This window comes from Vibrio sp. 10N.222.49.C9 (genome assembly GCF_041474985.1).
Classification (GTDB): Bacteria; Pseudomonadota; Gammaproteobacteria; order Enterobacterales; family Vibrionaceae; genus Vibrio; species Vibrio crassostreae_C.
This window is the reverse complement of record NZ_JBFRVD010000044.1, coordinates 58,987-74,991: the sequence shown is the minus strand read 5'-3', so window position 1 is coordinate 74,991 and position 16,005 is coordinate 58,987. Positions and strand designations below refer to the sequence as shown.

Below are 16,005 nucleotides of genomic sequence, written 5' to 3'. Positions count from 1 at the left end.
TTACTCTGCTTTTTCGCCTTGGTCTGCACCAATGCTTAGTTCATCCAAAAGTTTCTTTCTTGCTTCTTCATCTTGAAGAACTGCTGCAATCTTCTTACGGAAAGCAGGTACATTCCCTAGAGGGCCTTTCAATGCAACCAAGGCTTCACGAAGTTCTAGTAAACCATTCAGCTCAGGAACGCTCTTCGCAATCGACTCTGGAGTAAAGTCCTTCATATTTTTGAATGTAATATCAACGCCAATTTGCGCACCTTCTTCATCAGAAAGACGGTTTTCAACATTTGCTTTGATATTCGGTGCGTAACCTTCTAATACTTCGTTAAAGTTATCTTTATCGATATTAATCGGATTACGCTCTTCGATCGGAGTTTCATCTGCACGAGCAGTGAAGTCACCGACAACCATCATACTTAGGGGCAGTTCAACATCATCAGACGCATCGCCTGTTGCTGGAACATAACGTATATTAATTCGCTCTTTCGGAGCCACCGAGCCATCACGTGACATAATTAGTCCTTTCTAGTTTATTGCTGGTCATAAATTGTTTCCCATTCGCTATATCTCACAGGTAAAAAATCCTTAGTTCGATATAGTTCCTTTAGAGTTTTTTGAATTAGATTTTCTAAAGAAAAAAACAAATGGGGTTCCCAAATTGATAGATTTAGTTCCTTAGCCACCGCCCAACTTTGTTCCAAGTAAGGCAAGCACAAAGGGTATAAACCAACACTTTGGTAGGCTTTCACTAACTTTAAGTGCAACATGAATTGTCCACGACCGGAGTTATCCAACTCGAGTTTGTTTGACAGTTCAGCCACATATTTACCCAAGTCACCTAGGGCAATATCCTCCATCTCAGATAGATCATCTTCAGCTACAACAATAGTTTGAATTATTGACGACTTACCCGAAGGACAAGCGTTACCTGTAGACAACCAAGTAATCGTTGCTTCATCCGCAAATGGAATAGAATTTTTGAAAGAGAGGTTCTCAATTCCCTCAAAAGAATCGACAAATCTCTTTGTTTCTTGCTTTACAGCCAACGCAGCTTCGTCATACCCAAGATTGTCTAACATTGAATAAACGAAATAATGCCCAGTCAGCCAAAATGGCGCATCAGTAAGTGTTCGCTCTAAACGCTTGATCGTATCGATATCACTTTCTTGATTTGCTTTATCTCGATATTCCGCCTGCTGGTCTGATGACACAGCGAGGCTAAGAGGCGTTAGATTGTCTTTGTGATCAGGTAAACCATCAACGTCGGCCCATGTCAGGTGACGGTAAATCCGATATCCTAAAGGTTCAGTCGGATTTGAATGCACCATGATCTCAGACACTTTTTTTAACGTACGCTTTGATGCAGCCGGAGATGAAAAATCTGTGTCAACGTCTACAGTGCTGTGCTCTCGAGGTTTACTTCGTTTCTGATTAGGCGTGGTGTGCGTCTTCGGACTGTCAGCTTCGTGGCTTTGTGGAACGATCGCTTTCTCGGACAGTGCAACAACATCAATGAGCGGTTCGGAATCAGCCAAACTGTGTTCAACCAACGTTTCTTCATTTAAAGATGCGTTCTGCATTAGTTGATTCAAATGACTTTTTAATTCGAAAAAGTCTACATCAGAGTCTTGAAATATCTCGTCAAACTGACGCTGGATACCTTCAGTTAGTGTGATACATCGAGATAGAACTTCCCAGTCAAGGGATTCTGCAGACAATTTAGTCGCGACGAGTTTGAATTGATGATTGAGCCACTCAACAGCCCCATCTCTACCTCTTTTACGTTTAGGGTATAACTCATGACCAAAACGACTGATTGAGTCATTGAGCAAAGATAATCCTTCCTCAAGCCCTATCTCGCCTTTGTCCTCTACCAAAGAACGGATCAGATAACAAAGCGCTTTAAGATCCTTACTATGCTGACTTAGCACTTCAATCGAATGGACTTTTACTATATGCCAGTCAACAGTCTCACCAAATAATGAACCAAATTTTTTCACTTCGGCTTCCATCATTTCATAGCAAAACTCGTACCTAGCATCCTCACCAGTTGGTGAGTGTTCAGATATTGGTGCTAATAGCGTTTCAGTATCGATCAGACTCAAGTTAACCTCTGCTTTCAGAATTGTAATTTCTAATTGCTCGCTCGATTGCTATAGCACCTCGCGCTGGTTTAGATAGTTGATGACTTTTGTCTATAGAATCACTTGCCATACTATTAAGAATTTCCGTTATTTCGCTGAATTTCTTAGGGGCATTAGTCTCTAGATCAGCTAACGAGTCGTGAAGTTTCTGTCGGCCAAATACTGATTGTTCAGTTACAGTACTGAACAAGATAAATTCGCTTCTTGCTACTTTTAGAGCTCTTACTTTAGCTTTCAATTTTGGCGTGTTACCAAAAAATGATTGCGCAGCTTCTGCCTCAAGAATTGCTTTGGTGTAATAATGCTGCTTTGCATTTTTCTCTATCGAGGCATCTATTCCGCTGAGCACTTTTCGCGGTAATACATGACTATAAAAGTAGGCTCTTGACTGGTTTACTTTCCAAGCAGTTTCAATATCACTGTCTGCAACATCTGATTTCCCATCTAAGATGAGTTCGACTAAACGCTGTTCTTGATTCCCACCAAAGGCGGCAATATTTTGCGAATTGATGGTCGCCTTATTCAGACTTGCCATCGTTTCCGTCAGCGCTTTATCTGCATAAGGAAATAGAGAGCCGTCACTGTTCAGTTTTTCTCGCAAAACAACGAGATCATGCCGGATCGACATCAGAGTTTTAGGAAGTAGATCGACCGCCCCTTCATATTCATTCAAGTCCGATTCATAGTTTTTATACAACTTAGCTAATTTGCTCTGTTGGACTTCATAAGCTTCTCGGTAAGGAGCTGTCGAGACGACATCTTTTTCCATATCTTGTAACGCGAATTCAATATCCCATGGAGACTGCGCTAAAAAAGACGCGGTTTGTGCAGGTTTAATAGTGCTCACAAGGCTACTTGAACTGCTGGTAGATTTAACAATCGATTTCCATTCAGGCTGACCTTGGTTATATAAATATGTGCCAGTGATAATTACGACACACAGAACCAAACTCGCTTCTAAGTATCGGAGTCGACCACTTTGAATTCTGTCAATAGTTCGATGTTTGGTTAGAACGAGATCAGCATTCCGTAAACTACTAAATAAGGGAGCACTTACATCAGCACCAAATTTTTGGGTATCGATCTTGGCTAGTTGCTGCGCAAACGAAGTCGCTGTATACCTGTGCTGTCGAGGGTTGTTGACAACCTCTTTAATTAACTTCCATACATGGTTAGGGATTAAACCTGGTCGTTTTTTTGCTTGTAATTGAGTTGTCCAAGCATCGCCAAATGCAGCACCAAGAAATAGATGCCCAGTTAATAACGCCAATGAATAGACGTCATCTTGAGGTTGAGCCACGCCAGACTTTATAAACGCAGGAGACGCATAGCTCATGCTTGCTTCAGCGTAAGTATTAGATTCACCAACATAACGAGCAGCACCAAAGTCGATCAACTTTACATAATCGGACTCTGTAACAATAATGTTTGAAGGTTTAATATCTAAATGGCAGACACCTCTCGTGTGCATAAACTCAAGCGCACCAGACAATTGATATATCAGCCACGCAATATGGTCATGCCTAAAACCTTTAGGAGTATGACGAGCCATTTTTTCAGCCAAAGATTCGCCCTGAATCCACTGATACATAAAGTATGGTCTATCGAACTCTTTGCCTATTTTAATGAAATCAGCAACACTCGGATGTTGGGACATTTCAAGACGACTGGCTTCATTAATGATTAATTCATTCGCAAGTTCAGATGAACCTTCATTTAGAACCTTACAGCAAACCTGTTTTTCAGGGTTCCCTTTCTTGGCCAGGTGATAAACAGTCGTTTTGCCATTTTTTGAAGGTAATGTATCTAACACGTCAAATTGGGAGAAAATCACATACTCTAGCTTGGGCTTATTTTTATTAGCCATATTCTGAGCTTGCTGATTTTTCTTTTCGATCGCTTTCACAACCAACTTATCTAGATAACCTTTGGCTGTCCCTTGCTTTTCTGGCACGCTAAACTCTTTATCAAACGAAATAAATTAATGCTGGATAATAATTACTGTCCAATACCCTTTTCAATAGCAGTATTTAAAACCATCGGTAAGACTATTAATTCAGTTATTATTACTAAACAACCGAACATTACGACAAACGCTTTAACTAACTATTTTTGGCTAAAAATTAGGGTACTTATCCACGTAAATAACGAACTAAACATACATTGTTAACTGAGTCACATTTTTAGTTCATTCTAATAAAAACGAATTGTTCGTTTATCTGAGTAATGTTCAGAAATAATATTGATTATCTCTATAATTGGAATAGGTGTTTGGGAAGTGGATTCACCAAATAGGAATTAGGAATAGTTCGATATCAAGTGAGTATGGTAAAGCACTGAAATACTGCTCACTTATCATAAAACCATCAAGCCCCGCTCCTAAGCTTGAGTTCGTCATTGGAATGTACAACGCTATACTTAATTACGATGATAAAAATACACATCAGTTTCATCAAGGTGTTACAAATTTAGAGATAGAGCGGTGCAGCAACTAAAGCGGCTTGATGAATAAGGTGGATCTAAATAAACGCTAAGACTAACTTTGTCTACTGAATCGCCTTTCAGATAATTGTCGTGTGATAATGATTATAATATAAGCGTTTCGTATCACGGCTATGCAGTCAGGTCTGTTTCATACAAGTGAGTTGGAGCAACGCCCTTTCTCCTTTAACATCAAACATTAACAGGGTTACAGGGCTATTATGCGTTACCTCTTGGATAGTGCAGGCCATTAATGCCAATGCAGAACAACTACCCAATGTACCCCATAAATCATTAATTAAAGTGGGCTGCTGTGGGTTATCAAAACATTCGGCGCGTGCACCTAACGCGAACCCATAATCTTCAGTATGAGACCTCAGATTAGTCATATCAGAGAATACAGGCCCAAAACTCTTGATATTGCGACTCGCATTCCTGACGAGCTTCATTACTGACCTTCGCGTTGTATTTGCAGGTTCTACTTCGAAATAACCTAACTTTGCTTTGGGTTTAAGCTTTAACGTTTGCACCAAGTTATTCCGACATAACAGTAAACCCGCCCCGCCCTCACTCGGTATTATGCCCCATGGATTAGTTGAACTCATGACATCTCCAGCTTCGATTAAGTCACTGAGATCATCAACAAGTGAATCTACTGAGATACTCATTATTGCATCGAATTGGTTCAACTTAGCCAATGATGTGGTCAAGTATGATGGTCCACTTTGTTGAACCACTTCATAACGTGATATTGAATCACAATGCTTACATTCACTTAACCACTGACTCATCTCCACAGCAGAAATAGAGCCCGGTACATTGACGAGTAACGGAATAGGCTTTAATGATGTAGGTAACTGCTTTAAAAGAGAGTCGATCAAGCTCTCAATAAGCACCGAACACTTGTCAAACAATGATGTACTGGAAATGTATTCAATACTAGCGTACGTGAATCTTTCTATCCCATCACCGGCCACTTGCTGATCGAACCTTCCCAAATCCGCTTTGGCAACTGTTGTGGCAATATCAAGATTCATGCCCGTTGGTGTCATGGCTTCCATACCAATAACGAATCGTGCTGAATTGTTATTCATTATCCGACAACTCCTGTTTTTTATGGATCTTCGTTGACACTAAAAGATGCTCCTCGCCTTGACATGGAAAGGCAGCGCTGTAACTGATTGAAAGTATGCGAGCCTCTGTATCAATGAAAACCGTAGAAATAGGCATATCTAACTGATAGTTGGCATTTTTAAATTGAGCTTCTGCTACATACATCTCTTTGGGGAAACGGAAAGAGAGTGCATCATTATGGCAAAAGCCACTCATCATCAATCGTTCACCGCCAGATATGAAGCCTTTGCATTGTTGGTCTAGTGGCGCACTCTGATAAAAACGCTGGTCAAAGTCTACGGGATAAAGAGGTTTCCTATTCTCTAGCCAATCGTCATCAAAAGTGCCAGCATATTGCTGACGAGCCCCGAAAAATGGGGCTAACGGGCCAAATCCAGCAACCCGTGTATTCTTGGGTGTCGCACTCCAATCTTCCGTAGGATAAAAAACCGAAGGAACCTTCTGTTTCAATAGTTCCCCTTTAGTATCAGCAATACCTCCGCCGAGCCGGTTTCTTAAATCGCCTCCGATAGCACAGGAGAAGTCCATCTCTTTTTCCACAAATGGGAGTGGTTTACTTAGCGTTACGCTACCTCCGTGCTCAATCCATTGCCTATCACCAAGTACCGATATGGTTTTGTCGATATGGCCATCAATCAAAAGCCGACACTCATGGTACGTAACTGCCTTTTTTGCATAGCTTCGTGCCTTACCGAAAATCAGCACATCAGTATTGGCTTTGACTATGGCAAATTCATGGTCTACTTTCATGGCGGAGAGCCCCGCTTCACCCAAATAAATCGGATCGTCGTAAATCTCTGACTCTTCTTGCTCCGTCCAAACTGAATCTACGAGTTTCCAAGAGCGTTTTCCAACAACAACCCACACCTCATCGCCATTCTGATCTCGTTGGAATCTGCCTTTAATAGAAAGGTCAGGATGATTCTCAATATCCCACAACTGCATTATTATTCCTTAAATTGAACCTTTCTGAGGCTGCTGAATTCTGAGTTAATCGTGTGATATTCCAGTTTTGTTGATGAGCAGGCATAGTAAAATCCCAAGGAATGTATGATCGAGTGTGAAGACAAACCTGTCGCCAAATCCAAACCCTAAATACGGTACTAACCTGAGTATCGAACATGGCTTGTATACTGGTTTCTAAGGCCAAAGGTTGCCCCATTCGACTTGGTGATACTTGTATGTAAGCACCACTTTCAACCCACTCTGTTAACTTTATGAGTATTTCATCCCATTCAATGTCGAGGCCAAAATTTTCTGGTGTCACTGGCATACGTTGTCCATAGACAATATAGAGCGCCTGAACCCATTGCTCGCCATCGAACTCATCAAGGCTTAACATCAATTCAACTATTTCAGGAACGTGCTCATTCAGGCCATGTAAAACAAACTCAATTGGCGCCAGCGCACCGCTCGTATCAAACTTGGAAAACTCTTTGAGTTCTAAAAGTTTGGCAAAAGTAATGACTTCAGGATCAAAGACACCATCGACGGATACACCGAACTCCTTACGAAACCATGTATTCCTGTCTTCCTTCGCAAGTAATCGTTCAAACAAATTCTGACTGCCCGCAGTATTTTCAACTAACCAAATGACGCTCTCTGAATCATTTTGTAAAGATAAAAACGAATGCGTTTTATGATCGGAAAATCGTTTATCTTTGAGCCAACGTTTTAATAAACCGACAGTAATACTCTGACGTAACTGTATGCATTCAAGGAAAAGTAAGGGAAGCTTACAACCACCTTCAACCATTCCGATGATCACAGAGTCGATGTCTGATAATGATGACTGAACAACTAGCAATTTTGCGGTTTGGTAATCCAAATCATCAAGTATCGATAAACCACAAAGTAGGTTTTCTTGCTCTTGTCCAATCTCAGAATTCAACATGAGCCAAGCATAAATGGTTGGTTCGCTCTGCTTTAATTGATGAATCAATCCCGGAGCCAATCGATAGAAAGACAAATAAACATTTTTTAGGTCTTCAATCTGACGCTCAGCCAGCGCTAAATACTCCAGTTTAACGCTTGGGTATCCCCTTTTATGTACTTGTAAGCGTTGCTTTAACAAGAAACCGAGTGTCTCCGAAGCCAGTGACAGCTTTTCATTACACATATCCAGCCACTTGATAGGAAGCTCGTCCAATAAAGCGAGCGTACTTTCCGCATTAGTGATAGCGAGTTCCAAATCTTCATTAGTAATCGGCTGGTTTAGTTGATCAATACCTATTTTTTGACGCATCCGTGAATCCAATCTAGTAACACGATCAATTGATCGCGATGGTGCCGCCTTGAATTTTTTGAGCCTTCTCTGCTTGGGAAGTCACATATTTGGCTTTGGTGGTAATTCGGCCATCACGGCCGCTGTAACGAGTCTCTGTTTCGCCACTTCTCACAATTAACTCTTGTTCCGTTTCAATAACCATTTTCTTTGCTCTCAGTACAAATTCATCAGAATCATCTAGAATGGAGAAAAAGATATCTGTGACTAAAGGGAGATTAAAATCGTTATTTAAAAATTCGATACGACATGAAAGTTTGTTATCAATAGCAAGTTGTAACTCGGCTAATTTGAACCCCCGCCCCAACCTCGCATTTATTGGTTGCTGTAAAGGGTTACCTTCGAAATCGACACGAACACCACTTTTAGATTCGTTAATCGATACAATTGTTCCAAAACGCGAAAAGCAAGCCGTTGATTCGGCTTGCTGTTCGGTGATGGTTTGGATAATTTGGGTTTGTTTTTCCATCATTAATTGATCGCTACGTTTCCACCTTTGACTACAACTTTATCGCTTCCTTCAATGGTTATTGAAGAACCGGACAACTTGATAGAACCATCACTATTCATCACTAATGAAGACCCACCCGTTTTCAGTACTATCTTGTCACCGCTTATGATCTGGGTCGCACCATCGGCTTTGTATGAAGTATTTCCTTTAACAGAAACCGTTAAGTTGCCACCAACCGTTTGGTTATCATCAGCTCCAATGTCAGAACTTTTTGAAGCACCTACCGTTAAGTTGCTATTTTCGCCCACATCCAAGTCATCATTCTTACCAATCTTGGTAATTTGATTGTCTCCAATTTCTAGATCAGAGTTATTCTTAACATATTGAGTCTCATTGGCATTGTAAGTAACGGATACATCTTGTTCGACAGTTTCAGTAAACGTACTGTTAACTTGGGTGGTCTTGTGTCCGTCAATGGTCTCTTTGTGATCACCGTGAACATCATTTGTCTGATGGCGTGCAACCTTTAAAAACTCATCTTGACCTATGTCGCGATAACGGTTATTTAAAACCTTGGTCGACATGTCCTTTTGCGCATGAATGTAGACTTCTTCTTGGTTAGCTTCATCTTCAAAGCTCAACTCGTTATAGCCTGTCCCTTTATGCGTTTGCGTTCTAAAAGTTGTCCGCGTTTTGTTCTCTGGTAACGAATATGGAGGATAATGAAGTCCGTTATAAACTGCGCCAGTAACTAAAGGCCTATCAGGGTCTCCCTCTAGGAAGGTAACAACCACCTCATGGCCGATGCGAGGTAGGTATACCGCCCCCCAAGTCGGTGCAGCCATTGATTGGCTAACTCGAATCCAACAACTCGAATGCTCATCGCTCTCGCCATAACGGTCCCAATGGAACTGGACTTTGATTCGCCCAAGCTTATCGGTATAGATCTCTTCACCTGCAGGCCCCACGACAACCGCTGTTTGCGTACCTTCAACCAAAGGAGCTTCAAGTTTTGGAGCTCTAAACTCAACATGTCTAGGAATACACGCGAACTGATTATGATATGTAGTTGGCAGACCATTAGTTTCGTCTTCATGCACCTGAGGGTCATGACCACTATGAATCACCGACAGCATGAGGTAATCGCGGTTAATTGCCGAACGTGGATGCTCACTGATACTAAAACTGTATCCAGACGCCAGTCTCATGACATTACTGGTCGCCTCTACTTGCTGATTATCTACAACGTGCTCTGACATCCATTCATTTGATCTTACTTGCCCCATTGCTGGGTCAACGTAACGTCCTGGAAAATCGAATAATTTCAAATCTAAATCGAGTTCGCCGGAGCTGCTCATTTCCTGAGGGATCTTCGGAAACTCATAGTTATAATCAGTGTAAGTAACGTGGCCAGTTTTTACTCTATTCACGAGTTCAAGGTCAGAGATATGCTCGCGGTCTGCAACACCGCCACCATCCGCATGATAAACAATAGGGCCTAAATAAGATCCGTTTAGTGGCGTGCTCAATAACTCAGCGATTGCATCATTACTGTCGACAATAACCATTGTGTGGTTAGCTTCTGTATGTTCGAAGTAGTACCACATGCCGTGTTCTGCCAGAATTCTCTGAACAAATTCAAGGTCAGTCTCTCGATATTGCAACACGTATTCTTTTGAAGGGTATACACCAGATAGTTCTAATCGATAATCGGTCACTAACGCATCATCTAAAACTTCAGAAATGATCGCTGACGCTGATTTTTGTTGAAAAATACGGCAGTCTTGTCTTTGGCTCAAAAACCAAGCTTGTGGAACAAGAGTCAATTGGTAACGAGAGAATCTCCTACCCGATCCAAGGTAACGCACCTCATTAACCACGCCGTGAAAGCATCTCGCAGTACTGACACCTTGGCCGTATAGAGTCAAACTACCTGGTTTACGGATGAGTGCGTCAAATGAGATATCAGGATCAAGTGAAAGTAATGATAGGCTGATTTGAAAAGGCTTTGAAAGCTCTTCGATTACCTGAAAGCTCTCCACACGAAAATCATGCGAGGAGCCTTGCAGTTCAAACTTAAATTCTACGTCATTCACCATATCTTTTACCTGATACTAATAATAGAAATAGGGCCAACAGTAGTTGTTGACCCTTTGTTTTTCACGAAAAGCGATTAAGCTTCGCGTGGAGCACGCCAGTCATCATTACCAGCAGTACCACAGTTTTCGTGAGTAACTTCGATTGCACGGTAAGTCAGCTTAAGTACTTCTTCAGTTACACGATCTGAAGTTGCAGCGTCTTGACAGTGATTCATACGAGTTTGAATATCTACTAGTAGTGCATCAATTAACTTGATTGAGTAGTAGTGCTCTTGCTTACCTTGTACTGAAGTACGGTAAAAACGGATTACACACTCAGGAAGCTTTTCGCCAGACACTAATGCGTTGAATAACAGAGGTGAACAACGGTCTTGTACTTTAGTTACTACTACCGGACGGTGAACACGTTGACCTGTTGGCTGACCACTTTGTGGGTCACGTGGAACTGTTAGTACGTGATCAAGTTCTTGAACTAGGAACTCATCAACGTGAGCTTCTTGCCAAGTGTTACCTACAGAATCTGCAGAGTAAGTATCTTTAGTAATGTGACCTTGAGTTTCACCATTGATAGACATATATGCTGGAGTTGGCATCGATATTTCCTTTTTAAAATTTATAATTCATTAATTCACCAAATCGCTTATCACCGCGACTGATTAAGCTAATACAAACATCATGCCAACTTTATAAAACCAATAAATACAGATAGTTACAATAAATTATCCGTTATAAATATTATATTTAACAACAATTTGTTGTTTAGAAAAACGATTTATTGAACGTGGATACTAATAAATTGAATTTAAAAAACAAAGGCAAAATAACTATCTCGAAGATTAGAAATAAAGTCAAAAAAACTAGTAATTAAATCATAACGCCTAGACTATTTATTATTTTGAACGGGATTTTAAATATTAGTCAGATAAAAAGCCAAAACAAACAATAAAAGTAACCAATAAACAATAGTAAATTCATCACCGAATAAAAAACCAGTTATCAATTTTAGTATAATTGCTGCATCCCATATACATAACTAATAGAACTAAAATGATAAATATAAACCTTTCCTCTTTAATACAACGTCTGCACCCTATTGTAAAAGTCGCTTTAGAGGACGCCGCTGCATTAGCCGTATCGGAAAAAGCCAATGAAGTGCAAATTGAACACTATCTATTAAGCTTATTAGAAAGGCCAAATAGTGATTTTGATATCTTATTAAGTCATTTCGATTGCTCAGAGACCATTTTAAGGCAATCCATTCGTTCGACTTTAGATACCAACACAACAGGCAACGGCAGCAAGCCCGTTTTTTCTTCGCTTTTAATCGAATGGCTTCAAGAAAGTTGGTTGGTCTCATCTTTGGATCTATCCGAAACTCAGATTCGCTCTGGCGCCCTACTTCTTACACTCGTGAGTAACCCACTACGCTATGGTCAGCACGGCTACGCTTCAATCTTAGACGGTGTAAACCCAGATACCTTAAAGCGTAACTTTTCTGAACTCACAACAAACTCACTAGAATCTTTAGCAACGACATCAGAAAAAACCGATGCACGTGAAGATGGTTCGGCATTAAGTAAATTCACCACCGACTTTACCGGCAAAGCAAGAAAGGGCGAGATCGACCCAGTATTCTGCCGTGATCAGGAAATCCGACAAATAATCGACATATTGGCGCGACGCAGAAAAAATAACCCAATCGCCGTAGGTGAGCCGGGAGTTGGTAAAACAGCGGTGGTAGAGGGTCTTGCATTAAAAATTACCGAAGGAGATGTGCCAGACTGCCTCAAAGGTGTTGAACTATACGGCCTAGACATGGGCTTACTTCAAGCAGGAGCGAGTGTAAAAGGTGAGTTTGAAAAACGCCTTAACGCAGTACTAGATGAAGTGAAGAATTCACCGACTCCAATCATTTTATTTATAGATGAAGCTCACACGCTAGTTGGTGGAGGCAATCAAGCTGGAGGCAGTGATGCTGCCAACCTACTTAAACCCGCTCTAGCACGTGGTGAAGTAAAAACAATTGCTGCCACCACATGGTCTGAATACAAGAAATATTTCGAAAAAGATCCAGCTCTGGCGCGCCGTTTCCAACTAGTAAAACTCGATGAGCCATCAGCTAGTCAAGCCGCATTGATCATCCGAGGCTTAAGACCAGCCTATGAAAAATCACATAACGTGTACGTACGTGACGACGCAATCACTGCCGCAGCAAACTTAGCTGATCGTTACATCACTGGACGCCAACTGCCAGATAAAGCAATCGACGTGTTAGATACGGCTTGTGCTCGCGTCAATATTAGCCTTAATGCAACACCGGCACCTGTCGAAACATTGCATCAAGAAATTGCGGCTGCGAACCGCGAACTCGAAGCTCTTGAGCGTGACCAACTGCAGCAAACCGGTGACAAACACAGCGCCGCTTTAATTCCTGATCTAAAAGAGAAGATTGAAAAGGCCACCGAAGAACAAGCTACCCTTCAAGTTCAATGGAAGAAAGAACAATCTCTTATTCAAGAAATCATTGAACTGCGTAGCCATCTTTATAGCCTTACTACTCCTTCGACTGAAGAAGACAGCGCTCCTATAGCTGACAATACGGTTCAAGATGATGACGCACTAACAAGTGACAAACCAAATTGTCATGAATATTCTGAAGAGCAGACTCGCGAAGCTATTCAATCTTGTAACGAACGTTTAGATAACGTGCGCGGTACCAATCCACTCGTTCACTATGAAGTGGGTCCCGACGAAATTAGTCATGTAATTTCTGATTGGACAGGCATCCCTATTGGTAAGATGCTTCAAGATGAGTCGCAAGCAACCTTAAACTTGAAACAAAACCTAATCCAAAACATTAAAGGCCAAGAATTTGCCATTGATGCGCTTGCTGAAGGTATTCAAACCGCAAAAGCGGGATTAGGTAACCCAGATGCACCAACGGGTGTTTTCTTATTGGTTGGCCCAAGTGGTGTAGGTAAAACAGAAACCGCTCGCGCTATCGCTGATCAGATGTTTGGTGGTGAACGCTTCATGACAACCATCAACATGTCTGAGTTCCAAGAGAAACACACGGTTTCTCGTCTTATTGGTTCTCCTCCTGGCTATGTTGGTTTTGGTGAAGGCGGTATGCTGACCGAAGCAGTTCGTCAGCGCCCTTACTCTGTTGTTCTTTTAGATGAAGTTGAAAAAGCAGATCCAGAAGTACTCAACCTGTTCTACCAAGTGTTCGACAAAGGCACGCTAAATGATGGCGAAGGTCGTACCATCGACTTCAAAAATACACTCATCATCATGACGAGTAACCTCGCGACACATGAGATTGAGTCTTTGGTTCACCAAGCGAAAGACATTGATGCCAATATCGTCGCTGAAGCCATTCGCCCAACGTTGAATCAACACTTCAAGCCAGCCTTGTTGGCTCGTATGTCCGTGTTGCCATTCCTTCCACTTTCAGACGCAGCAATGACTGATATCATCCATCATAAACTGAAGAAAGTGTCTGAGCGCCTACAAAGCCACCACAAACTGGCACTTTGCTATGGTGATAACTTAGTGGAATTCGTATTAGGCAACTGCCGCCTTGCAGAGACGGGAGCTCGAAATATTGATGCCGTTATTAACCGTCAACTATTGCCGCAGCTTTCGACTCAACTACTGGTGAATGACAAGGATGATTCACATACTCAAATTGAAGTTTCTGTGGACGAGCAAGGAACTCTAACCTATGCGTTCAGCTAACCATAGTGAGCTTAGTAACGCCCTACTTGCGATCAGCCAATCTCTGGCTGATCGCAGCCAGTTAGCTCAAACTTTGGATGCCGTTCTCACAGCAGCAAGGCAAATGACTTTCGCGAAACATGGCATCATTTACGTGCTTGACCAAACCGGTCAAGCCTTGATTCCGAGCACCGCACACCACCATGAAAAAGTCATTGCCTCACATCCTTGGGAGCCTCTGCAGTTAGACACAGTAAGTGAAGCCGACCCATTCAACTTCGCCGTACGTAACGGCGAAGTTGTCTTGATCAATGAGCTATACACTTACAATGGTTATGACTGCGAAGGCATCTATCAAACCGAGCAAACGTTAGGTCTAAAAAGCAACAACTTACTTGCTTGGCCATTGATTGATGATGAAGGCAAAACCATTGGATTATTGGTTTTGCTCGATTTAAGCGTTATCGATAACGAAACCGCACTTACCGAGTTTTGCCGAATGGCGGCAAGTAATATTCGCCATGCCATTTGGTTAGAGCAATATGGACAAGTGATTAAGAGTTTAAGCGCCGATAACCAAGCATTGGTCCGTGAAAATACTCAGCTAAAAAAGCGGACAAAGAAAACCTATCAAGGTCCGATCGCTGAAAGTGAAGAGATGGTCAATGTATTGAGCCGACTTGATAAGGTGCTCTCTCTGCCTGTCGACGTCTTACTTAGAGGCGAGACGGGTGCGGGTAAAGAAGTCATTGCAAAATACATTCACGAAAACTCGAATCGTTCTGACCAAGCATTAATCGTTCAGAACTGTGCCGCAATTCCTGAACAACTTCTGGAATCCGAACTTTTCGGGCACAGAAAGGGCTCATTTACCGGTGCAGACAAGGACAAAGTTGGCTTATTTGAAGCAGCAAACGGTGGTACCCTATTCCTAGATGAAATTGGCGATATGCCAATGCTACTTCAAGCTAAACTGCTACGTGTGCTACAAGAACGTAAAGTTCGCCCTGTAGGCGCCAGCAGAGAGATTGAAGTGGATGTTAGAGTCATTGCTGCGACACACTGTAACTTAATGCAACAGATTAAAGACGGAGGCTTTAGGGCCGATTTGTTCTACCGCTTGAACGTATTTCCCATCACCTTACCACCACTGAGATCCAGACAAGCGGACATTATCCCACTTGCCGAGCACTTTGTTCAGCACACCACGACGATGTTAGGCTTGCCTCAATCACCGGGATTGAGTGCTAATGTGAGAAACCAACTACTTACTTATACCTACCCCGGTAACGTGCGTGAGCTTAAAAACATTATTGAGCGATCGGTTTTATTATCAGATTTCGAAACTATTACTCAGATTGAGTTTGGTGAACAGATCCCTGAAGACGTAGAACACCGTCAAGTTGTTGCTCCAACTACATCGGCAATTCAAACCACGTTCGAACCTGAACCTCTAGGAGATGACGATGTCGCAGTTGGCCTAAAAGAGGTCGTCAGTCTATATGAACGAACTGTGATTATCGACTGCTTAAACTCTTGTAATTGGCACACGAAACGAGCGGCTGAACAACTATCGCTCCCGTTAAGTACACTCAATCACAAGATGAAGAAATACGATATTTCTGCAGCGGGCTGAGGCAAAGAGAAAACAATTACAACAGAGTGTTCAGTCAGTCCGATAGAAACAAAAAAACCGCC

10 protein-coding genes and 2 pseudogenes are annotated in these 16,005 nt (G+C 41.9%); 3 read left to right on the top strand and 9 right to left on the bottom strand.

Translation table 11 applies throughout. The annotated features are described in order from the left end of the window. From tssB to AB4585_RS18625, 9 genes are all read right to left on the bottom strand, one after another. Nucleotides 1–507 carry a type VI secretion system contractile sheath small subunit gene (gene tssB / locus AB4585_RS18665; RefSeq protein ID WP_017064520.1) on the bottom strand — a complete coding sequence of 169 codons (507 nt, stop codon included), beginning with the start codon at nucleotides 505–507 and terminating at the stop codon, nucleotides 1–3. A gap of 17 nt (nucleotides 508–524) precedes the next feature. Further along, nucleotides 525–2,099: a type VI secretion system protein TssA gene (tssA, locus tag AB4585_RS18660; protein ID WP_029235906.1), complete on the bottom strand. Its 1,575-nt coding sequence runs from the start codon at nucleotides 2,097–2,099 to the stop codon at nucleotides 525–527. A 1-nt stretch (nucleotide 2,100) separates the two neighbouring features. After that, nucleotides 2,101–4,092 carry a serine/threonine protein kinase gene (locus tag AB4585_RS18655; protein ID WP_372170553.1) on the bottom strand — a complete coding sequence of 664 codons (1,992 nt, stop codon included), beginning with the start codon at nucleotides 4,090–4,092 and terminating at the stop codon, nucleotides 2,101–2,103. A 667-nt stretch (nucleotides 4,093–4,759) separates the two neighbouring features. Continuing rightward, entirely contained in the window at nucleotides 4,760–5,713 is a 954-nt protein-coding gene (locus AB4585_RS18650; RefSeq protein ID WP_102361670.1) for a hypothetical protein, read from the bottom strand. Next, complete coding sequence (locus AB4585_RS18645; RefSeq protein ID WP_372170550.1) at nucleotides 5,706–6,698, bottom strand: DUF2169 domain-containing protein; 993 nt, start codon at nucleotides 6,696–6,698, stop codon at nucleotides 5,706–5,708. Before AB4585_RS18645 ends, AB4585_RS18650 begins: the two co-directional genes overlap by 8 nt. Next, nucleotides 6,679–7,998, bottom strand: a complete 1,320-nt coding sequence (locus tag AB4585_RS18640; RefSeq protein ID WP_372170548.1) for a hypothetical protein — start codon at nucleotides 7,996–7,998, stop codon at nucleotides 6,679–6,681. The genes AB4585_RS18645 and AB4585_RS18640 overlap by 20 nt, the downstream gene beginning before the upstream one ends. A 25-nt stretch (nucleotides 7,999–8,023) precedes the next feature. Next, complete coding sequence (locus AB4585_RS18635; protein WP_017062589.1) at nucleotides 8,024–8,509, bottom strand: hypothetical protein; 486 nt, start codon at nucleotides 8,507–8,509, stop codon at nucleotides 8,024–8,026. After that, nucleotides 8,509–10,587, bottom strand: a complete 2,079-nt coding sequence (tssI, locus tag AB4585_RS18630; RefSeq protein ID WP_372170546.1) for a type VI secretion system tip protein TssI/VgrG — start codon at nucleotides 10,585–10,587, stop codon at nucleotides 8,509–8,511. Before tssI ends, AB4585_RS18635 begins: the two co-directional genes overlap by 1 nt. Before the next feature lie 74 nt (nucleotides 10,588–10,661). Then, complete coding sequence (locus AB4585_RS18625) at nucleotides 10,662–11,180, bottom strand: Hcp family type VI secretion system effector (protein ID WP_012600867.1); 519 nt, start codon at nucleotides 11,178–11,180, stop codon at nucleotides 10,662–10,664. 454 nt (nucleotides 11,181–11,634) lie between these two features. Here AB4585_RS18625 and tssH point away from each other — a divergent pair, with 454 nt between their 5' ends. From tssH to AB4585_RS18610, 3 genes and pseudogenes are all read left to right on the top strand, one after another. Beyond that, nucleotides 11,635–14,328, top strand: coding sequence for a type VI secretion system ATPase TssH (gene tssH / locus AB4585_RS18620; RefSeq protein ID WP_372115802.1), 2,694 nt, complete (start codon nucleotides 11,635–11,637; stop codon nucleotides 14,326–14,328). Then, nucleotides 14,315–15,698: pseudogene (locus AB4585_RS18615) on the top strand (sigma 54-interacting transcriptional regulator); the annotation flags it as partial. The gene tssH and the pseudogene AB4585_RS18615, both read left to right, overlap by 14 nt. Nucleotides 15,699–15,778: 80 nt before the next feature. After that, nucleotides 15,779–15,943: pseudogene (locus tag AB4585_RS18610) on the top strand (helix-turn-helix domain-containing protein); the annotation flags it as partial. Between the last annotated feature and the right edge of the window lie 62 nt (nucleotides 15,944–16,005).